Below are 19,788 nucleotides of genomic sequence, written 5' to 3'. Positions count from 1 at the left end.
TCACGGGGCCGACATCGCCGGATCTGGGCGCCCGCCGCGTGCCGATGCCAACCGCACGGGTTCCGCTCGCCCGCGCGCCAGTGCCCGCCGCGACCCGCTAGTTGCTCACGGGGCCGACATCGCCGGATCTGGGCGCCCGCCGCGTGCCGATGCCAACCGCACGGGTTCCGCTCGCCCGCGCGCCAGTGCCCGCCGCGACCGCTAGTTGCTCACGGGGCCGGCACCACCGGATCTGGGCGCCCGCCGCCCGCCGCATGCCGACCGCACGGGTTCCACTCGCCCACGCGCCAGTGCCCGCCGCGACCCGCTAGTTGCTCACGGGGCCGACATCGCCGGATCTGGGCGCCCGCCGCATGCCGACCGCACGGGTTCCGCTCGCCCGCGCGCCAGTGCTCGCCGCGACCCGCTAGTTGCTCACGGGGCCGACATCGCCGGATCTGGGCGACGCCCTCAGACTGCCCCGGAACCAGCCCCGCGCCGACGACCCCGCACCCACCGCGGACCGGCTCGGCGTCCCCGGCGACGAGCCGCCGGACCGCGGCCCACACCTCGGCGCGGCCGTGCGGGTTCAGCAGCAGCCACGGCACCATCCCCGTGTGCAGTGCCCGCCGCGTGCCGACGCCGGCCGCATGCGTCCCGCTCGGCCGCGTGCCAGTGCTCGCCGCAACCCGCTCGCCGGCTTCAGACGCCCGCCGCGTGCGTCCCGCTCGCCCGCAAGCATGTGCGCGGGACCGGCACCGCCGGATCTGGGCGCCCGCCGCATGCCGACCGCGCCGGTTCCACTGGCCCGCGTGGCAGTGCTCGCCGCGAGCCGATCGGCCTGCCGGCGGCCCAGCGGGGTTGCGCACCGCCTATGCCCCGGTCGCGGTGATGCTTCCTTGCTCCACCCTCACCTGATCCACCGCGTCGAGGGCATCGTTCGGTGTTTCCACGCCGCCGCTGGTCGAAGCCGCAATCGACCACGTCCATGAAGCGCGGCGGCGGTCAGCGGAGGCGCCAGATGGTGGTGCGCATGGCGCACTGGTCTTCGAGCTTCACGCGGACCGGGACCTCGTACGTGGCGAGCGCTTCGAACAAGCGGGTGGGCAGGTAGCCGCGGCCGGGGTCGCCGACCAGGACCTCGGCGCCGCTGCGGCGCAGGAAGCCGAGGACCCGCTCGGCCACGGGGCCGCTGTAGAAGACGTCGCCGGCGACGATGACCTCAGCGTCGACCGGGACCGCCGACGTGATGATGTCGACGCCGTTGGCTCGGGCGTTGCGGGCGCAGGCCGCCAGGGCCGCCGGGTCGGTGTCGACGGCGGTGACCGTGCAGGCGCCGGCGCGGGCCGCGGCGATGCCGACCAGCCCCGAGCCGGCGCCCAGGTCCATGACGCTGCGGCCGGCCACGTACAGCGGCTGGTCCAGCAGGAAGCGGCCCAGGGCCATCCCGCCGGGCCACGCGAAGGACCAGAAGGGCGGCGGATCGTCGCTGCGGTACGAACCGCCGGTCGCGTCGAACAGGCCCGTGTCCTCGTCGGCCAGGTCGAGGGTGAGCTCGGGCAGCAGCGGAAGGATCATGCTGCCGCCGCCGGGAAGCGGTGGATGTTGGACTCGACCCAGGTCCGCAGGTGCGCGAGCGGCGCACAGGCGTCCCTGCCGAGCGGGGTCAGCTCGTACTCGACCCGCAGCGGCACCTCGGCGAACACCTTCCGGGTGATCAACCCGTGCTCCTCCAGCTTGCGCAGGGTGACGGTGAGGACTTTCGGGCTGATGCCCTGCAGTCGGGTCCGTAGGCTACCGAAGCGCCGCGGCCCGTCCTCCAGCGCGCCGAGGGCGAGCGCGCTCCACTTGTTCGCGAGCAGGTCGAGCATGTCGCGGCACGGGCAGCAGGCCGCGTAGACGTCGTCGGGCACGCGGCAACAGTACCCAACGGAAACTCATCACCCTTGCGGGTAACTAGGGCGCTCTGGATAGCGTCGCCGGCATGAGTACGAACATGCGAGCCGTGATCAGCACGGCCGACGGCCTCAAGGACGTCGAACTGCCCAGGCCCACACCCGGTCCGCGGGATCTGCTCGTACAGGTGAAGGCGGTCTCGGTCAATCCGGTGGACTACAAGGTCCGCAAGAGCGGCGGGGACAGGGTGCTCGGCTGGGACGCGGCCGGCGTGGTCGTGGCCGTGGGTGACGAGGTGACGCTCTTCGCGCCGGGCGACGAGGTGTACTACGCGGGCAGCATCGACCGCCCGGGCAGCAACTCGGCGCTGCACCTGGTCGACGAGCGGATCGTGGGGCGCAAGCCGCGCTCGCTGGACTTCGCGTCGGCGGCCGCACTGCCGCTGACGACGATCACGGCCTGGGAGACGCTGTTCGACCGGTTCCGGCTGTCGGAGGAGTCGACGGGCACGCTGCTGGTGCTCGGCGCCGCGGGCGGGGTCGGCTCGATGATGATCCAGCTGGCGAGGGCGCTGACCGGCCTGACCGTGATCGGCACCGCGTCACGTGACGAGTCTCGCAGCTGGGCCCTGTCGCTCGGCGCGCACGACGTCGTACACCATGACAACCTCCCCTCAGAGGTGGACTACATCTTCTCGCCGAGCACGGGCCGGCCCGGCCTGATCGAGCGGTTCGCCGAGATCCTCCGGCCCGGCGGCGCGATCACCGCGATCGACGAGCCCGAAGGGCTGGACCTGCTGCCGCTCAAGGCGAAGAGCATCACCTTCCACTGGGAGCTGATGTTCACCCGGCCGCTGTTCCAGACCCCGGACATGATCGCCCAGCACGAGCTGCTGAACCGGGTCGCCTCGCTGGTCGACGCCGGCACCATCCGCTCCACGCTGACGACCCGCCTGGACGGCCTGAACGCGGCGTCGCTCACACGCGCCCACGAGATGGTGGAAAGCGGACATATGGTCGGCAAGGTAGTGGTGGCTGAGCCGCTAGAGTGATGGCATCTCCCCATCCCCCGTGGGAAGGATCATCGTGGACTGGCCACCGTTCCTCGAGTTCAGCGTGCCCGTCTCGCTGGCCGTCTGGGTCGCCGTGCTGGCGGTGACCCTTTGGCGCTCCCGGCCCCGGCTGCCCGAGCCCGGTCCGGCGCGCACCGACCTGCCTGGCCAGGAGCCGCCGGCGGTGGTCAGCCTGATGGTCAACCGGGGGCGCTCCGACGAGGACGCGATCGACAGCACGCTGCTCGACCTGGCCGCGCGGGGCTTCCTGGAGCTGCGCGAGACCGGCGACGACCCGGTGCAGACGACGGCCCGCCTGCGCAAGGGTGACGGGCGGAGTTTGACACCGTACGAGCAGCAGATCCTCGACCGGGTCCACCGCTTGTCGGTCAACGGGGAGACGACGCTGACCAGCCTGGCGTTCGACAGCTGGACAGAGGCCCGCAAGTGGCGCCGCACCTTCTACCGCGCCGTGGTGGCGGAGGCCCGCACGCGCGGCCTCTCCAGCCCCCGCCTGACCCCGAGGACCCGCCGCACCCTGCTCCTCGCCGCGATCCTGCCGGCGGTCCTGATGTTCGTCACCTGGTGGTGGGTCGACAGCGAACTCAGCGCCAAGGTCCCCGACCAGGTCACCGGCGCGATCATCGGCGCCGCCGCGGTCTACCTGGCGCAGTACTTCGTGGTCGACTTCAACTGGGCCGACCAGACCACCCCCGAGGGCGTGGCAGCGACGGAGAGCTGGCTCGGCCTTCGCGAACACCTGACAACCATCGAGGGCGTGGCGGACCTGGCCCCGGCCGACGTCGCTTCCTGGGGCCGCGAGATGGCGTACGCCTCAGCCCTGGGCGCCCTCTCCGCGGACAAGGCCCTGGTCCGCCTCACCCCCGGAGCCCGCTCGCGCTGATCCTGCCCTGATTCTGCTCTGATCCTGCCCTGATTCTGCTCGCGCTGAGCCCGCTCGCGCCGCCCTGGAGCCTGCTCGCCCTACTCCGGAGCCCGCTCGCACTGACACACCCGCGGCCCGCCCGCACTGCCCAGGAACGGCTCGCGCTGTCCCGGAGCCTGGTCACTCTGCCCAGTGGCGCGCTCGCCCTGACACCTGCTGCCCGCTCGCCTTGCCCCGGAGCCGCTCACGCGCTGAGCCCACTCGCCCTGCCCAGGAACGGCTCACGTTGACACCTGAGGCCCGCCCGCGCTGACATGCCCCCCTCACGAACGGCCTCACACCGCCAACGCGAACAGCGCCTCAACCCCCGGCGTCCTGCCTGCTTGACGGACGGCCTCACTTGACGGACGGCCTCATTGGCGACGTGACCAGCGGCCCGGACCAGCCGGCACCGGCAAGCCGATCGCACACCGTAGACCGGCCCGCCCCGTCACGACCAGCCCTGCAGCACCGCCACCCGTGCCCGCGGGTCGCTAGTGCCCCCCACCGGCAGGCACGTCAGCGACCACGGACAGCCTCGCTACGACGCAACCAGCGACCCAGCCGAGAACCTGGCGCCAGCCTTCTTCACGGATGGCCTCGCTCCGGCGATGCAATCAGCGACGCGACCAAGGACGCGGCGCCCGTTCCCCTCACGGACGACGGGTCAGCCGGTGGAGGACGAAGAGTCGTCGAAGGACGTGACCGGCGTCACGGACGACCAAGGACACGGCGCCCGCTCCCCTCACGGACGACCTCGTGCTGGCGACGCGAACGGCGATCGCCCCGAGGACCCGGCGTCCTGGCCTGCTCATGGCCGCCTCGCGGCACCATTGCCGCGCTGCGGGTTGCTGCTGCCCCTCGCCGACGGCACGGCGGCGCCCACGGATGGCGGCGTCGGCGACGATGGCCTCGGCGACCACGGATGGCCGCGCCGCGACGCAACCAGGCGACACCGGCCGAGGACGCGGCGCCTGGTCCTTCACAGAGGCCGAGGACGCGGCGCCCGTGCTCCCCCTCACGGGGACGCGGCGCCCGTGCTCCCCCTCACGGGGACGCGGCGCCCGTGCTTCCCCTCACGGACGGCCCTCGTGCTGGCTGGCGACGCGAACAGAGGCCCGGGCCGCGAACACAGGCCTGGCCGCGACATGAGGCCCGTGCGCGAACAGAGGCCCGTGCTGGCGACGTGGCGGACGACGCCACGACAGAGGTCTCGAGCGCACCTACCGCTGGCAGATCGTGAAGGCTCCGGCGGCGGCGTCCTGCATACCTAACGCTACACCCCGCGAAAAAATTGATCTTTGCATCGTGAGCGTGCCATCACCTTCCGTAACGACAGGGTCAGGTGGCGTTGCCGCGCAGGAGCATGGTCAGGAACTCGGCGTTGGACTGTGTCTTGGTGAGACGGTCCAGCAGCTGCTCGGTCGCGCCGCCGTTGGACGCGGCCAGGGCCTTGCGCAGGCGGGAGACCGCCAGGAGCTCGTCGGGGTGCAGGATGACGTCGTCGCGGCGGGTGCTGGAGGCGTCGATGTCGATCGCGGGGAAGACGCGGCGGTCGGCGAGCTTGCGGTCGAGCTTCAGCTCGGCGTTGCCGGTGCCCTTGAACTCCTCGAAGATGACCGTGTCGCCGGTCGAGCCGGTCTCGACCAGCGCGGACGCGATGATCGTGAGGGACCCGCCGTTCTCGATGTTGCGGGCTGCGCCCAGCAGGCGCTTCGGCGGGTAGAGCGCGTTGGCGTCGATGCCGCCGGTGAGGATGCGGCCGGAGGCAGGGGCGGAGTTGTTGTACGCGCGACCCAGCCGGGTGATCGAGTCGAGCAGGAGCACCACGTCGTGGCCCAGCTCCACGAGGCGCTTGGCGCGCTCGGCGGCGAGTTCGGCGATGCCGGTGTGCTCCGACGGCGGCCGGTCGAACGTCGAGGCGATGACCTCGCCCTGCACGGACCGCTGCATCTCGGTGACCTCTTCGGGCCGCTCGTCGATGAGCAGGACCATGAGGTGAACTTCGGGGTTGTTCTGCGCGATCGCGTTGGCGATCGACTGCAGGACCATCGTCTTGCCGGCCTTGGGCGGCGACACGATGAGCGCGCGCTGGCCCTTGCCGATCGGCATGACCAGGTCGATGAGCCGGTTGGTGAGCTGCCGTGGTCCGGTCTCCAGCCGCAGCCGCTCCTGCGGGAAGAGCGCGGTCAGCTTGCTGAACTCGGGCCTACTGCGGGCCCATTCGGGGTCGTTGCCGTGGACGGTGTCGAGCCTGGTGAGCGTCGACCCGTTGGCGCTGCCGGTGATCGCGTCGCCGTGGCGCAGTCCGTACCGGCGGACCATCGCCGCTGGAATGGAGACGTCGTCAGGGCCTGGGCTGTAGCTGTCGACCCGCAGGACCATCTTGTCGCGGACGATGTCGGCGATGCCGGCGACGTCCCGCGCCTCGCCCGACTCGGGCGGTTGGGGCTGACCTCCGGGCCGGCTGTGATCCCGGTTGCGCTGTGCCGCTCTGGTACGGCGAGGCTTCGTTGCGTAATTTTGCTTGGCGGATCGATCCAACACTTCGGTTGGGGCCATGGGCGTCCTCCTCAGGACTGGCGTGTGAGGTGGCTTGTGTCCCTGAGAACACTGGCCGAAACGCGTGTGATCTTGGCTTCCTGCGAGAGGGCGTGACACGCGTTTGAGAAAGGTGGTCCCCGGGCGACAGACTGCCGACTTCCGCGGGACTGGCTTGACCGTAGCTCGTCAAGCCCTCCAGGGCAAGTATCTTTCCGTAGTCGACACGCTACCTTCCGGCAACCGGCCAGGGGACCAAGCCGCACCATCCCGGCGAAACGCTGTGTGAAGTCAGGAAGCACAGCAGCCGGGGGTCGCCATGAACAGCACGTTTGACACGGTCCGCGCCGAGGCCCTCTTCGCCTCCGCCCTGCAGGCCTCACAGGAGCCGTCGCCGGTCCAGATCCGCTCGGCGGTCACCGCCACCCTGCGCCGCTTCGGCATCAAGGGCTGCGCCGCCCGCGTGGCCGGCGAGTTCGGCGAGTACCCGGAGACCGCCGCCGCCCGCATGAACTGGGCGCTGAACATGATCAGCACTGCCTACCAGGAGCTGGCCGCCCGCGAATTCGCGTACGCCGGCTGACCTGCGAAGCGTTTCCGATCACCGCTGAGCGGTAACACTGCGATTGTGGACCTGCGCCTGACCGTCGACCTGCCGCGCGACCTCGATCGCATGAACACCCTGAGGCACGTCTTGGACGGCGCGCTCGCCGGCCTCGGCGTCGACGAGCAGAAGCGCACCGACATCGGCCTGATCGTGTCCGAGACCTGGGCCAACGTGATCACCCATGTCCGGGTGGGCGTCGCCTTCCAGGTCCGCGCTACTGTCAATGAAGAGGTGTGCGTGATTGAGGTCACGTCGCCGCCGGATGCCCCTGACGCACTCCTGCCATCGCAACCGTCCCTCCAGGTCGTATCGAGCCTGGCCGACACGGTCGACGTCGGCGGCGACGGCCTGCTGCTCAGGGTGGTGAAGCATCTGTGACCGCATTCGCCGCACTGGCCTCCCCCGCAGCCGACGGCGCGGTCATCGTGACCGCCACCGGCGAGCTCGACATGACGAGCGCACCCACCCTCATCGAGTCACTGCGCGACGCCATCCGCGCGTACGCGCCTTCCCGGGTCGATCTCGACCTCACCGGCGTGCCCTTCATGGACTCGACCGGCATTCAGGTGCTCGTCGCCGCCCAGAAGGACGTCGACGGGGACCTGCGCATCATCGGCACCAGCCCCGCAGTGCACCGGCTACTGCAGCTCACCGGCCTACTGGAGACGTTCGGACTCACCGATTAGCAACCGAACTCGACCATTCCGACACCCGGTCAAGAGTTAGCTGGACCACAGCAGGGAGCAACAGAGCAGGAGGTCACCACCATGGAGTCGACGTTCGAAGCGGTCCGCGCTGAAGCACTCTTCGCCTCCACGCTGCAGATGTCCCAGGTTCCTGAGGATGCTGACGTTCGCGCGGCGGTGACGGTCACGCTCCGGCGGATCGGTGTGCAGGGCTGCCTCGCGACGGTCGCCACAGAGTTCGGTGATCACCCGGAGACGGCCTCACCCAGGATGAACTGGGCGCTGCGGATGATCCGGCACGCTTACGCCCACTCGTGCACCCCAGAGGTCTTCGCCCGACCGACCGCGCTGGCCTGAGGTTGCCTGAAACTTTCATCACACCAACCGCAAAGCCCCCGCCGGATGTACCGGACGGGGGCTTGCATACTCCTTCGGCCGTGAAGCGGGTCTCGGCCTACGACTAAGGGTGTGTCAGACCGGACGGATGTTGTCGGCCTGCGGACCCTTCTGGCCCTGAGTGATCTCGAACTCGACCTTCTGACCCTCGGTCAGCTCGCGGTAGCCGGTGGCCTGGATCGCCGAGTAGTGCGCGAACACATCGGGTCCACCGTTGTCCTGCGAGATGAAGCCGTAGCCCTTCTCCGAGTTGAACCACTTCACCGTGCCTGATGCCACGTGTAACTCCTTAGCGACGACACCCCGACCCGCACCTCACGGATCAATGTTGAATCAGGTGCACGCCACGGGTGAGACGGTAGCTTGCGCGCTGCAAAAACGCAGCCCCGGTATCGGCATACGGACCTGATCGACTACCGAATTGAAATGCACAACCATTCCTTCTGTACACACAGCGTATTGAGACGTTCAACAGTCAGTGATAATTCGGCCTGTCTACCTCTTCTGGGAGCGCCCATCTCGCATTTGGCGCATCGCTCTAGTACAGTCGGCCTCGGTCGCCTCGTCCGAACGGACGATTTAGGGCTCCGTCCAGCAGCGGCGGAACCGGCCCTCCGGCTGACCGCGCAGGTCTTGCACCGGCACTCAAACAACGGGTGTCGAGAGCGATTCCCGACCGGCGCCGGCTTCAGTGCGCTCAGCGCCTGCCCGGCACGGTGACGCAACCCCTTCCCGCACGGCTATGACGACCGTGCCGTCACCGCAGTTCCGGTCAAACGCCCCGAAAGGTCCTCCCGATGACGATCTCTGTCTCCACCGCCGCCGTGTCCGCGCCGTCCGTCCCCGCCTCCCGGGACGTCAGCCGCGCCATCGCCAAGAGCCACGAGACCCCGACCGAGAGCAGCAGCACGCGGGCCAACGACGCCCAGGCCAAGGCCCTGCTGTCGCTGCTCGGCGACCTGCCCGCCGGCGCTGACCGCGACCGCGTCCGGGCCCGCCTCATCGAGCTGTACATCCCCCTCGCCGAGTACCTCGCCCGGCGCTTCCGCAACCGCGGCGAGCAGTTCGACGACCTCGTCCAGGTCGCCAACCTCGGCCTCATCAAGTCGGTCGACGGCTACGACCCGAGCCGCGGCGCCGCCTTCACCAGCTACGCCATCCCGATGATCGTCGGCGAGCTCAAGCGCCACTTCCGCGACAAGGGCTGGGACGTCCGCGTGCCCCGCCGCCTGCAGGAGCTGCGCCTGGAGATCTCGAAGGTCTCCGGCGACCTCGCCCAGGACCTGGGCCGCTCCCCCACGGTCGCGGACCTCGCCGCCCGCCTCAACGTCAGCGAGGAGGAGATCATCGAGGGCCTGGACTGTGGGCAGGCGTACCGCGCGCTCTCACTGGACGCCCCCGCCGGCGACAACGCCGACACCGGCGCCACCGGCCTCGGCGACCTGCTCGGCGGCGAGGACCCCGACATGGTCAACGTCGAGAACCGCGAGGCCCTGCGCCCCATCCTGGCCAAGCTGCCCGAGCGCGAGCAGAAGATCATCGCGATGCGCTTCCACGGCAACCTGACCCAGTCGCAGATCGCCGCCCAGCTCGGCATCTCGCAGATGCACGTGTCCCGCCTCCTCGCGGGCGCGCTGCGCACCCTCCGGTCCGAACTGACCGCCGTCGCCGAGTAGCCGCCCCCGTCCACAAACGCCCAGCGGCCCGGAGGAATGCAACGTCGCATCCCTCCGGGCCGTCTCATGTACTGACGCTGGCCAATGCATCGATCCGCCGCACACGATGTCGGTATTGGCCGGGAATCGCGATAAAGTTCGGCACTCACCATGGCCGCTCTCGACCGACGCCACGGGCTCAGGAGGGTCCGAACGCCCCAACGAGCGCGACTCGGCGACAAGCGGACCCGCCACCGCGAGGAGCGGCGCGGCGGGTTTCGCGGACGCGGCGGCCTCGGTCGACGGCGTCCAGCCCGGGACGACCCTGGCGCGCTCCGGGCGGGCGCAGGCGCGGCGACGTCCAAACGCCCCGGCGCGCCACGACAGCACGGCCAGCGCGCCGATGCGGGGCACAGCGGCGCAGCACGGCGGCGGACTACAGCGGTTGAGCGGGGCACAGCGGCACGGCCAGCTCGCTCCAGTGGCACGGCGGCGCGGCGGAGGGCCACAGCACGGCCAGAGCGGCACAGCGGGGCAACGGTCGGGTGCGCTACAGCGGTGCGGCGGGTTCTGTGGACAGGCGCGGCGACGTCCAAACGCCCCGGCGCGCCACGACAGCACGGCCAGGCGCCAATGCGGGGCACGGCAGCGCAGCACGGCGGCGGACTACAGCAATTGAGCGCGCCACAGCACGGCAAGAGCGGCGCAGCGGGGCAGCGGGGCAGCGGCTGGGTGCGCTACAGCGGTGCGGCGGGTTCTGTGGACCCGGCGGGTTCGGTTGACGGCGTCTGGCCTGGGACGACCGCGGCGGGATCCGGGTGCGGGGTGGACCTGATCTCGCCGGCGAGCAGGACGAGCCAGATGGCACCGTTGGTGCCGCCGATGACCCAGTCCTCGGTCATGATGGTCGGGACGGCGGCGACCGCGGCCACGGTGAACCAGAGCGCGGGGTGGCGGGCGTCGGGGCGGCGCAGGACGACCGACTGCCAGAGGCCGCGCAGGGCGTGCCAGAGCAGCAGGGCCACGCCGATGAGGAAGCCGATCGCGCCGAGGACGCCGCCGCGGCGGAAGGCGCCGACCGCGGCGTTGTCGGTGTTCAGGTCGCGGCGTGGGCCTTCCTTGGGGGCGCCGTCGTCGACACGGTGGACGACGGCGCGGGAGGTGTGGGCGTCGCCGAAGGTCTTCTCCGCCCAGCCGGCGTGCTGCCAGTCGACCCAGACCTGGCGCCACGTGTCGGTGCGCCCGCTGGTGACGTCGTTGCCGCCGGCGGTGAACCGGTCGCGGAAGAGGAAGTCGTTGCCGCCGCCGATGGTGAAGACGGCCACCAGGACCAGGAACGGCATCGCCACCGCGAGGAGGGCGGGGCGGCCCCAGCGGTCCAGGTCGCCGTCCTGCCCGCCGGTCGTGGTCTCGCTCCGGCGCTCCTCAGAGGGCTGGGCATCGGCGGCCCGGCCGGTCCGGCCGGCGTGGCTCTTCCGGCCCGTCCAGTGGCGGAGCAGTACACCTGCCGCAAACGCGAACGCAGCGGCTGTGGCGAACACGAAGCCGGTGCGGGAGTCGCTGATCGAGAGGACCAGTGCGGCGACGGCCGCGACGCCGACGCGCTGCCAGGCGGCGAACGCGCGGTCGAACCCGACCCGCGCGGCGGCGATCACCACGAGGCCGGCGAGGGAGTTCGGGTGGTAGAAGAGGCCCGGACCGCCCCAGAAGCGGTTGCGCATCATGCGGGCCGAGGCGCTGTCGGGGATGGCGTGGAACTCGTCGAAGAGGCTGCCGGCGCCGAAGTACAGCAGCGCGCCGATGCCGACGAGGATCGCGGCGGCCATGCCGATGGACAGGTCGCGCGAGCGGTCGCGACCGGCGGTGGCCCCGAGGCGCGAGCGGTCGTGACTGGCGGTGGCCCCGAGGCGCGAGCGGTCGTGACTGGCGGTGGCCCCGAGGCGCGAGCGGTCGCGCCTGGTGGTGGCCACGACGGCGAGGACCGCGAGCGTGAAGACGCCGAGGTACGCCAGCCGCTGCGCCGCCACGGTCAGGTGCCCGGCGCGCAGGACGAACAGGGCGCCGAGCACGCCGAAGACCCAGTAGGACAGGCCGAGCCAGGCGCCGCCGAGGCCCGGCAGCTCCCGCAGGGTGCGCAGCCACGGCCGGCCCCAGACGGCGAAGACCACGACCTCGACGAACAGCACGGCCCAGATGACGATCGGGTGCTGGGTGGACGTCCAGGTGAGGATGCCGGCGAGCGTGAAGAGCCCGCCGGTGACCGCGCCACGCAGCGTGACGCCGCGCAGGCTGGCCGCGAGGCCGACGACGCCGAGCGCGATGACCGCGGCCGCGAAGGCCTCCGCCGACTCGCTGACGCTGCCGGTGCGGCCGTGCTCCACGATCGCCGCGAGGACCGCCAGGATCAGGCCGGCGACGGCGCTCGCGGCGATCGCGGCGCGTCTGCTCATCGGGCGCTGGCCTGCAGCTGCTTCTTGCCCTTGCGCCGGTTGCGGCTCAGGAAGAAGTCGCGCACGACCCGCCGCGGGCCGGCTGGGACCAGCCAGACCTGCAGGAAGGTCACGTAGTCGGTCATGCTGGGCTTGCCGTGCCGGCGGGCCTCGCCGAGCAGGTCGAAGAAGACCCGCGGGCTGCGGCTGGCGGCGGCCATCGAGCCGACCACGCTCATCGCGAGCGCCGCGTAGGCCCGGGGCGTGACCCGCGGGCGGGTCTCGCGCAGCCAGACCAGCGACTGCTTCCACGGTGCGTCGAAGCTGATCCTTGGGCGGTTCTCGTCGGCGTACCAGATGACGAGGGGCTCCTCGGCGTAGATCAGGTCGACGCCTTCCTCCTGCAGGCTGCGCAGCGTCCAGTCGAGCTCCTGCAGGCGGCGCAGCCCGTCGGCGAACGGCACCTTCCGCAGCAGTGCCGTCGGCGCCATGATCGTGGAGGTCTGGATGAACCCGTCGCCGTGGAAGAGCCCGTGCCGCACGGCCAGGTATTCGCTGATCGGCTCGCCGGGCGCCGGGACGCGGCGCGGCATGATCAGCTCGGCGCGCGGGGTGCGCATGTAGAGGCGGCTGCCCACGATCGGCAGCGGCACCCCGGACGCCTTCGCCCGGGACAGCTGGGTCTCCAGCTTCTCCGGCAGCCACTCGTCGTCGTCGTCGAGGAACGCGACCCACTCGGCAGCGGCGACGTCGACGCCGTGGTTGCGCGCCGCGGGCGCGCCGCCGGACGTCTCCCGCTCGACCCAGCGGACCCGCTCGTCGCCGATCTCGCGGAGGGCTGCAACCGTCGCGGCGTCGGGCCCGTCAATGATGACGACGACCTCGATCTCCTGCAGCGTCTGGGCCAGTGCGCTGCGCACGGCCCGGACGACCAGCTCGGGCCGGTTGCGCGTCGGAATGACAACGCTCACCACGGGTGTTTGCACGATGACCAATCCGTCTCGGCGATCCTTAAGGGTTCGCTGGCGTAGCGTACACGAGCTGCACTTTTGCCGGATACTTCGCGGCGAGCACGCGCGCTGCCTCGATGTTCGACGGTGCCGCCGGATCACCGAAGGCTACCGGCAGCGGCTGCCCGGCCCGCACCGCGGGGCGGCTCGGGTGATCCGTATCCACAACGAGCAGGCTGGCCGCCGGGTCGTGCAGGAAGAACCGCACCGGCACCGGGCTCTCGGCGACGAGACGGTCCAGGTCGGCCATCGTGCCGCCCTTGCCGCCGGGGTACAGCAGGCCGGACCACGCCGGGAAGTTCCGGTACTGGCCCTGCAGGGCGGCGGCACCGAGCGTGCCGGACCAGTTACGCCAGGGCGTGCTCATGAGGTTGACGTTCACCGCGCCACCGCCGTCGGGGAACATCCTGGCGATCAGCAGCGCGTCGCGGGCCGCCTCCGGAGAGCCACGGTCCTTGCCGAGCGCCAGCTTCACGCCCGGCGCGACCGGCGTGGTGTGCCACTGGCCGCCGGCAACCGCCATGAACAGCGCGACGGGCACGGCGACCGCGGCGGTGGTCCTGAAGCGGAGCCTGGCCAGCCCGCCGAGGGTGCACAGCGCGACGACGATCAGCAGGTGCAGGAGCTTGTCGAAGTAGTAGACCGTCGTGCCGAGGGTGGCGATCTGGTACGTGCCGAGCCCGGCCGCCATCACGCCGGCGGTGGCGAGCGCGAACCCGGCTGCCCGCAGGCGTGGGCTGCGTCTTGCAAGAACGGCGGCGGCGGCCAGGACCACCAGCAGGGCTGTCGCGGGCCGGTCGACGACCCGGGCGGTGCCGTTGAGCAGCAGCTGGCTGCCGTTGGAGGCGCGCGCCGCGGTCAGCGGGCCGATCGCGGCGAGCCCGGCGACGGCGACCGCGGCCGGCCACGCCCACCAGTGCCGCCACAGCCGGGCGCGGAGGGCCCACAGGGCGGCGATGATCCCCGCGTACGGCAGGAACAGCGGATACGTGAACGAGACGCCGACCAGCAGCAGCGCGACCGTCACGGTCTGCTCGCCGCGGCGGGTCAGCGGGCGGGCGACCAGGCCGGTGAGGACGGCGGCGCAGGTGAGGCCGGCGAGCTCGTTGGGGTAGCCGCGGGACAGCACGGTCACCGGGTCGCCGAGGACCAGCCAGGCGGCCACGAGCGCGAGGGCCGGCAGCAGGCGGGCGGTGCTCGCGCCCGGGCCGGCGATCCGGCGGGCCGCCCACAGCACCGCGAGGGCGAGCAGCAGGTACGTGCCGACGAGCAGCCACACCATGACGTCGACGGCGGTCGCGGGGGCGGCGTTGTGCCCCGACGAGCGCACGAAGCGGTCCAGGACGGCGTAGCTGAAGTGCAGGCCCTGGGGGTAGTTGGCGATGCCGTGCAGCTCGCCGTCGGGCACGAACGGGCGCAGCACCTCCGGTCGCATGAACAGGTAGCCGCCGGTGCGTCCGATGACGTCGAACAGCAGGAAGTGGCGGGCGATGTCCTCACCGGCGAGCGGGAGGCCGAGGCGCCCGCCGAGGTCGCGGACGGCGTACGGGACGAGCGCCACCACCGACACGGCGGCGACCGCGACGGCGAGCAGCACATCTTTCCGCATCGGGGGCATTTCGGGCATCCGGTCCGTGGCCGCCGCCACCAGTACCAGCACCGACAACGCCACGCCGGCGATCAATGTCGGGTGCAGATGGCCGGGCCACAGCGTGATCGCGATCCCGAAGACGCAGGCCGCGCCGAACAGCTGGCTACCGGCCGTCACCACCCGGTCGAGCAGGCTCGTCGCGCCCCGCTGGATCGCCGCCGTGCCCGCCAGGACCAGCACCGGCAGGACGAAATCCAGGTGCAGCGGGTGGGTCACCAACGGGACGAGCCAGGCGAGGGCCAGCCCCGCGGCCGTCACCACCGACTTCCGGATCACCAATACGCTCCGTATCGATCGGGGCCACCGGCGATGCAACGTCGCCGCCGGGAGGTGACGATATCGCGTTGGTTAGGTACGGTGCAGAAGGCTTCCGGGGGCCGGCCTTCATGACGGAAGGTGATTGCCGAGTACGGGGAGTGGCGGGCGTTGGCGAAAGGCGTGGCGCGGCGGAAGGGTCGCGGCCGGCGGGATCCACTGTGGGCGCGGATCCTCGTGATCGCCGGCGCGCTACTGATGATCGTCTCTGGCACGACGTTCGTGCTGAAGGACGCCGTCTTCGGCTATGCGACCCGCAGCGTCAACAAGGAAGACCTGCTGCCGGCCGACCAGGGCAAGCACGCGTCGGTCAACGGCGCGAAGAACATCCTGCTGATCGGCATCGACCCGCGGCCCAACCAGGACCCGACGGAGCCGATCCGCTCCGACTCGATCCTGATCCTGCACATCCCGGCCAGCCACGACATGGCGTTCCTGATCTCCATCCCGCGTGACACGTGGGTCGCGATCCCGAAGTACAGCAACGGCAAGCGCACGTACAACGGCGGCAAGTCGAAGATCAACGGCGCGTTCGCCGAGGGTGGCTACGGTCTCACCGGCAAGGACGCGCGCAAGCACGGCACCACGCTGCTCGCCGCCACGATCAAGCAGAACTGGGGCGTCACGTTCGACGCGGCGGCGATCGTCGACTTCGTCGGCTTCCAGGACGTCGTGCGGGTCCTCGGCGGCGTCGACATGTACGTCGACCAGCGCACCGTCTCCGTGCACATCGGCCACGACGCCAAGGGCAACACGAAGGTCCCGTTCGAGCAGAAGGACGACCCCAACGGCGGCACCATCCTGATCCCGATCAAGGGGGTCACGCCGAAGGTGTACGAGGTCGGCTACCAGCACCTGGCCGCATGGGAGGCGCTCGACTTCGTCCGGCAGCGCGAGACCCTGCCGAAGAGCGACTACGACCGCCAGCGCCACCAGCAGCAGTTCATCAAAGCGCTGCTGAAGAAGATCGCCAGCAAAGAGGTCATCGGCAACCCCAGCACCCTCAACAAGGTCCTCGAGGTCATCGGCCGCGCCATGACCATCGACACCGGCAGCATCGGCCTCGACGACTGGATCTTCGCGATGCGCAACATCGACGGCGACCGCATGCTGACACTGAAGACCAACGACGGCGGCTTCCACGCGTCCCCGGAGAACGCGGGCGCCGAGGCCCTCGACCAGACGACCCTGGACCTGCTGAGCGCTGTGCGTACCAAGACGGTGCCGGCCTTCGTCGCCGCCAACCCGAGCATCGTCAGCTCCAGCAGCTGACCCACCGCACTCTGGCCGCCAGCGCTCTCCCCGCTTGACGCGTCCGACGCTGCCGCGCCCGCCAGCCTGGCGCCCGCCAGCCTGGCGCCCGCCAGCCTGGCGTCCGTCAGCCTGGCGTCCGCCAGCCTGGTGATCCAAGGACCGAACTGGTCGCGGTGGCGACCGGAACCGTCCTTCGATCAAGCCAGCACGGCGCCGACCGAGCGGGACCAGGCGGCGGCGGTCTGCGCCGGAGTGGACGCCGACACCGACCGGCCCACGCCCATACGGCCAACCCCTGCCCCAGCCGACGAACGGGCCACCCCCTCTGCCACATCCGCCGGTCCGACGTCCAGCAGCGTGGTGATCCAAGGACCGAACTGGTCGCCATCACGACCAGAACCATCCTTCGATCAAGCCAGCACAGCGCCGACCGAGCAAGACCAGGCGGCGGCGGTTCGCGCCGGAACGGACGCCGACACCGACCGGCCCACGCCCATACGGCCAACCCCTGCCCCAGCCGACGAACGGGCCACCCCCTCTGCCACATCCGCCGGTCCGACGTCCAGCAGCGTGGTGATCCAAGGACCGAACTGGTCGCCATCACGACCAGAACCATCCTTCGATCAAGCCAGCACAGCGCCGACCGAGCGGGACCAGGCGGCGCCGGTCTGCGCCGGAGCGGACGCCGAGGCAGACCGACCCGTGCCCGTGCGGCCCGCCCCTGCGCCAGCCGGCGGGCTGGCCGCCCCTCCGCGACATCCACCGGTCTGATGTCCGTCGGCGTGGTGATCGAAGGACCGAATTGGTCGCCATGACGGCCGGAGCCGTCCTTCGATCACGCCGCTCGAAGGTCCGCATTGCCCGTGAACTGACGCCCGGGCCCGAGGCCGCATCCGCCGCTGCGGCATCCGCCGGCCCGGTGTCCAGCGGCGTGGTGATCCAAGGACCAGATTGGTCGCCATCACGACCGGAACCGTCCTTGGATCACGCCAGCACAGCGCCGACCGAGCAAGACCAGGCGGCGTCGGTTCGCGCCGGAACGGAAGCCGACACCGACCGGCCCACGCCCATACGGCCCGCCCCTGCGCCAGCCGGCGGGCGGGCCGCTGCGGCATCCGCCGGCCCGGTGTCCAGCAGCGTGGTGATCCAAGGACCGGAATGGTCGCCATGACGGCCGGAACCGTCCTTCGATCACGCCGCCCGAAGGTCGCATTGCCCGTGAACTGACGCCGAGGCCCGAGGCCGCATCCGCCGCTGCGGCATCCGCCGGTCCGACGTCCAGCGGCGTGGTGATCCAAGGACCAGATTGGTCGCCATCACGACCGCAGCCGTCCTTCGATCACGCCAGCACGGCGCCGACCGAGCGGACCAGGCTTCGACGGTTCGCGCCGGAAGCCGACGCCGACGCCGATCGGCCCACGCCCGCGCGGCCCGCCCCTGCGCCAGCCGGCGGGCGGGCCCCTGCCACGTCCACCGGCCCGACGTCCAGCAGCGTGGTGATCCAAGGACCGGAATGGTCGCCATGACGACCGGAACCGTCCTTCGATCACGCCGCCCGAAGCGTCCGCATTGCCCGTGAACTGGCGCCGAGGCCCGAGGCCGCATCCGCCGCTGCGGCATCCGCCGGTCCGACGTCCAGCGGCGTGGTGATCCAAGGATCGGAGTGGGCGGCATGGCGACCGGAGTTGGCCTTCGATCAAGCCGGCTGGGGTCGGCGTTGTGGGAGGGGACGGCCCGGGGCTGGGGCAGGTGGGTTACTGGCGGCGGACGATGACGTAGGCGACGTCGCCCTGGTGGTGGACTTCGGCGTTCTGCCAGGTGGGTGAGGTGTAGAACTCGCAGGGGCGGACCGGTTTGACGCAGAGCATGGCGTCGATGGTGGTGTTCGGCGCGGCGGGCAGGTTCGGCTGGAGCGACTGCAGCGACACGATCTCGGTGCCGGGCAGCAGGATCCACCAGGGGTACTCCCACGTGTTGTAGCCCTGCGCGAGGCCGACCCGGCGGGCGCCCGACGCGCGGACCGCGGCGGCGGCCCACTCGTAGTCGCGCTGCCACTGCGGTTCGCGGAGGAAGCGCTGCTCCAGCTGGGAGGTCGTGAAGATCGAGCCTGGGCCGACGAGGCGGCGGGGCCAGCCGTAGGCGACCGTGAAGCCGCCCGCCGCGACCCCGGCCACCAGCGCGCCGGTCGTCACCCAACTGAGAAGGCGGCGGCCGGTCAGCGAGGCGATCCAGAGGCCGGCGAGCGGAGCGCCGAGGACGAGCAGGAAGACGATGAGCCGGTTGCCCCAGGGCTGCCACTTCACGGTGACGACGTACGCGAGCAGCGCCAGCCAGAACACGCCGGCATACAGCCTGGTCCCGTTGCGGAAGGCCAGGAGCAGCGCGCCGAGCAGGATCAGCACGCCCTGTGCGGGCAGCGACACGCGGTCCTCGTCCGGTGGCCACGACGTGTACGGATACTGCTCGTTCCAGTACGTGATGTCCCGCGCCTGCGGGTCGACGCCGAGGACGCCGGCGATGCCGATGATGCCGGCCGACAGCGCGTGGTTGAGCGGTCCGATCGGCGTCTGGAGCGCCGTCTCCGCGATGCGCAGGCCGTTCACGAGGACCGACGCCGGGTCGTGCCGCTGCATGGAGATGGACTCGCGCAGGTGTGCGGGGCCGAGCGGGTTGTCGTAGGTCTCCTGTACCCGCAGCAGCGACGGCCCTGCGAGCAGCAGCATCAGCCCGCCGGTCGCCAGGGCCGCCAGCAGGCCGCGCCACCATCGCAGGCGCAGCTGCGCGACGATCCAGACGAGGAGCAGGAGCCCGGCGCCGAGCAGTCCGGTCGCCTTCGTCAGCAGCGTCAGCCCGGCGGCGACGCCGATGAGCAGGGTGTCGAGCGCGCCGGAGCGGGACCGCAGGCCGTCGAGGGTGAAGGTGGCGACGCAGGCGACCCACAGCGCGACGACGAGGTCGGTCTGGGTGCTGGTCGCCTCCAGCACGATCATCGGGGTGGTGCCGACGATGAGCGCGGTGACCAGCTGCGCCCGGGTGCCGCCGCCGAGCTGCCCGGCGATGCGGGACGCGGCGAGGACGACGCCGACGCCGGCGGCGAGCTGGACCAGGTTGTAGAAGCCGTCGCCGCCGGTGAGCAGGCGCAGGTGCAGCAGCAGGTACTCCGCGCCCGGCGCCATCGCGAGCTGCCGGTCGATGATCGTCGGGTAGAAGCCGACGTGGCCCTGCTGCACCCAGTGCTCGATCTTCGGCAGGTGGTAGGTCTGCGAGTCGTAGTTGTTGGGCGGCGCGACGAGCGCGACGAGCAGGTCGAGCAGGAAGAGCCCGCCGAGCACGACGACGATGAGCCGCTCGACCAGCGCGAGGCCGGCCCACCGGTCGCGCACGGAGCGCCAC

The 19,788-nt window shown here is 71.2% G+C and carries 15 protein-coding genes and 1 pseudogene; 8 read left to right on the top strand and 8 right to left on the bottom strand.

Annotated features, from left to right (window positions below; all coding sequences use genetic code 11):
• Positions 1-984: 984 nt before the first annotated feature.
• Positions 985-1,557 carry a class I SAM-dependent methyltransferase gene (locus ACFY3L_RS30010; RefSeq protein WP_389331253.1) on the bottom strand — a complete coding sequence of 191 codons (573 nt, stop codon included), beginning with the start codon at positions 1,555-1,557 and terminating at the stop codon, positions 985-987.
• Complete coding sequence (locus ACFY3L_RS30005) at positions 1,554-1,892, bottom strand: helix-turn-helix domain-containing protein (protein WP_344515169.1); 339 nt, start codon at positions 1,890-1,892, stop codon at positions 1,554-1,556. The genes ACFY3L_RS30010 and ACFY3L_RS30005 overlap by 4 nt, the downstream gene beginning before the upstream one ends.
• A 71-nt stretch (positions 1,893-1,963) precedes the next feature.
• On the opposite strand from ACFY3L_RS30005, the gene ACFY3L_RS30000 reads away from it, so the two are divergent.
• Positions 1,964-2,926: a zinc-binding alcohol dehydrogenase family protein gene (locus ACFY3L_RS30000; RefSeq protein ID WP_389331250.1), complete on the top strand. Its 963-nt coding sequence runs from the start codon at positions 1,964-1,966 to the stop codon at positions 2,924-2,926.
• Positions 2,927-2,960: 34 nt separating this feature from the next.
• A complete protein-coding gene (locus tag ACFY3L_RS29995) occupies positions 2,961-3,830 on the top strand; it encodes a DUF2207 family protein (protein WP_389331247.1) in 870 nt (289 codons plus the stop codon).
• A 1,362-nt stretch (positions 3,831-5,192) separates the two neighbouring features.
• Here the strand turns inward: ACFY3L_RS29995 and rho are convergent.
• Positions 5,193-6,356: pseudogene (rho, locus tag ACFY3L_RS29990) on the bottom strand (transcription termination factor Rho); the annotation flags it as partial.
• Positions 6,357-6,711: 355 nt separating this feature from the next.
• On the opposite strand from rho, the gene ACFY3L_RS29985 reads away from it, so the two are divergent.
• The 4 genes from ACFY3L_RS29985 to ACFY3L_RS29970 all read left to right on the top strand — a co-directional run bounded on the left by ACFY3L_RS29985 (position 6,712) and on the right by ACFY3L_RS29970 (position 8,042).
• On the top strand, positions 6,712-6,975 hold the full coding sequence (locus ACFY3L_RS29985) for a hypothetical protein (RefSeq protein WP_389331244.1): 264 nt from the start codon (positions 6,712-6,714) through the stop codon (positions 6,973-6,975).
• 45 nt (positions 6,976-7,020) lie between these two features.
• Complete coding sequence (locus ACFY3L_RS29980; protein WP_389331241.1) at positions 7,021-7,377, top strand: ATP-binding protein; 357 nt, start codon at positions 7,021-7,023, stop codon at positions 7,375-7,377.
• Positions 7,374-7,685 (top strand): STAS domain-containing protein, encoded by a 312-nt coding sequence (locus ACFY3L_RS29975; RefSeq protein WP_389331238.1) that lies wholly within the window; start codon positions 7,374-7,376, stop codon positions 7,683-7,685. Before ACFY3L_RS29980 ends, ACFY3L_RS29975 begins: the two co-directional genes overlap by 4 nt.
• A gap of 81 nt (positions 7,686-7,766) precedes the next feature.
• Complete coding sequence (locus tag ACFY3L_RS29970) at positions 7,767-8,042, top strand: hypothetical protein (RefSeq protein ID WP_389331235.1); 276 nt, start codon at positions 7,767-7,769, stop codon at positions 8,040-8,042.
• Between the two features lie 114 nt (positions 8,043-8,156).
• Here the strand turns inward: ACFY3L_RS29970 and ACFY3L_RS29965 are convergent, their stop codons facing one another.
• On the bottom strand, positions 8,157-8,360 hold the full coding sequence (locus ACFY3L_RS29965) for a cold-shock protein (RefSeq protein ID WP_033363591.1): 204 nt from the start codon (positions 8,358-8,360) through the stop codon (positions 8,157-8,159).
• A gap of 518 nt (positions 8,361-8,878) precedes the next feature.
• On the opposite strand from ACFY3L_RS29965, the gene ACFY3L_RS29960 reads away from it, so the two are divergent.
• Complete coding sequence (locus ACFY3L_RS29960; RefSeq protein ID WP_389331232.1) at positions 8,879-9,757, top strand: RNA polymerase sigma factor SigF; 879 nt, start codon at positions 8,879-8,881, stop codon at positions 9,755-9,757.
• 716 nt (positions 9,758-10,473) lie between these two features.
• Here the strand turns inward: ACFY3L_RS29960 and ACFY3L_RS29955 are convergent.
• From ACFY3L_RS29955 to ACFY3L_RS29945, 3 genes are read right to left on the bottom strand one after another with little or no spacing between them, the layout of a single operon-like run.
• Positions 10,474-12,186 (bottom strand): hypothetical protein, encoded by a 1,713-nt coding sequence (locus ACFY3L_RS29955; RefSeq protein WP_389331230.1) that lies wholly within the window; start codon positions 12,184-12,186, stop codon positions 10,474-10,476.
• Positions 12,183-13,136 (bottom strand): glycosyltransferase family 2 protein, encoded by a 954-nt coding sequence (locus tag ACFY3L_RS29950; RefSeq protein WP_389331227.1) that lies wholly within the window; start codon positions 13,134-13,136, stop codon positions 12,183-12,185. The genes ACFY3L_RS29955 and ACFY3L_RS29950 overlap by 4 nt, the downstream gene beginning before the upstream one ends.
• 40 nt (positions 13,137-13,176) lie before the next feature.
• On the bottom strand, positions 13,177-15,102 hold the full coding sequence (locus ACFY3L_RS29945) for a hypothetical protein (protein WP_389331224.1): 1,926 nt from the start codon (positions 15,100-15,102) through the stop codon (positions 13,177-13,179).
• Between the two features lie 120 nt (positions 15,103-15,222).
• Between ACFY3L_RS29945 and ACFY3L_RS29940 the strand changes: the two genes are divergently transcribed.
• Positions 15,223-16,413 (top strand): LCP family protein, encoded by a 1,191-nt coding sequence (locus ACFY3L_RS29940; RefSeq protein ID WP_389331221.1) that lies wholly within the window; start codon positions 15,223-15,225, stop codon positions 16,411-16,413.
• A gap of 1,736 nt (positions 16,414-18,149) precedes the next feature.
• Here the strand turns inward: ACFY3L_RS29940 and ACFY3L_RS29935 are convergent.
• Positions 18,150-19,778, bottom strand: a complete 1,629-nt coding sequence (locus tag ACFY3L_RS29935) for an ArnT family glycosyltransferase (protein ID WP_389331218.1) — start codon at positions 19,776-19,778, stop codon at positions 18,150-18,152.
• Between the last annotated feature and the right edge of the window lie 10 nt (positions 19,779-19,788).

It is taken from the genome of Dactylosporangium sp. NPDC000521 (assembly GCF_042898305.1).
Lineage (GTDB): Bacteria > Actinomycetota > Actinomycetes > Mycobacteriales > Micromonosporaceae > Dactylosporangium.
This window is presented reverse-complemented; position numbering and strand designations above follow the sequence as displayed.

Coding starts and splice junctions, on each gene's coding strand:
- ACFY3L_RS30010 (WP_389331253.1), bottom strand. CDS start 1,557: ATGATCCTTCCGCTGCTGCCCGAGCTCACCCTCGACCTGGCCGACGAG.
- ACFY3L_RS29970 (WP_389331235.1), top strand. CDS start 7,767: ATGGAGTCGACGTTCGAAGCGGTCCGCGCTGAAGCACTCTTCGCCTCC.
- ACFY3L_RS29985 (WP_389331244.1), top strand. CDS start 6,712: ATGAACAGCACGTTTGACACGGTCCGCGCCGAGGCCCTCTTCGCCTCC.
- ACFY3L_RS29960 (WP_389331232.1), top strand. CDS start 8,879: ATGACGATCTCTGTCTCCACCGCCGCCGTGTCCGCGCCGTCCGTCCCC.
- ACFY3L_RS29955 (WP_389331230.1), bottom strand. CDS start 12,186: ATGAGCAGACGCGCCGCGATCGCCGCGAGCGCCGTCGCCGGCCTGATC.
- ACFY3L_RS30000 (WP_389331250.1), top strand. CDS start 1,964: ATGAGTACGAACATGCGAGCCGTGATCAGCACGGCCGACGGCCTCAAG.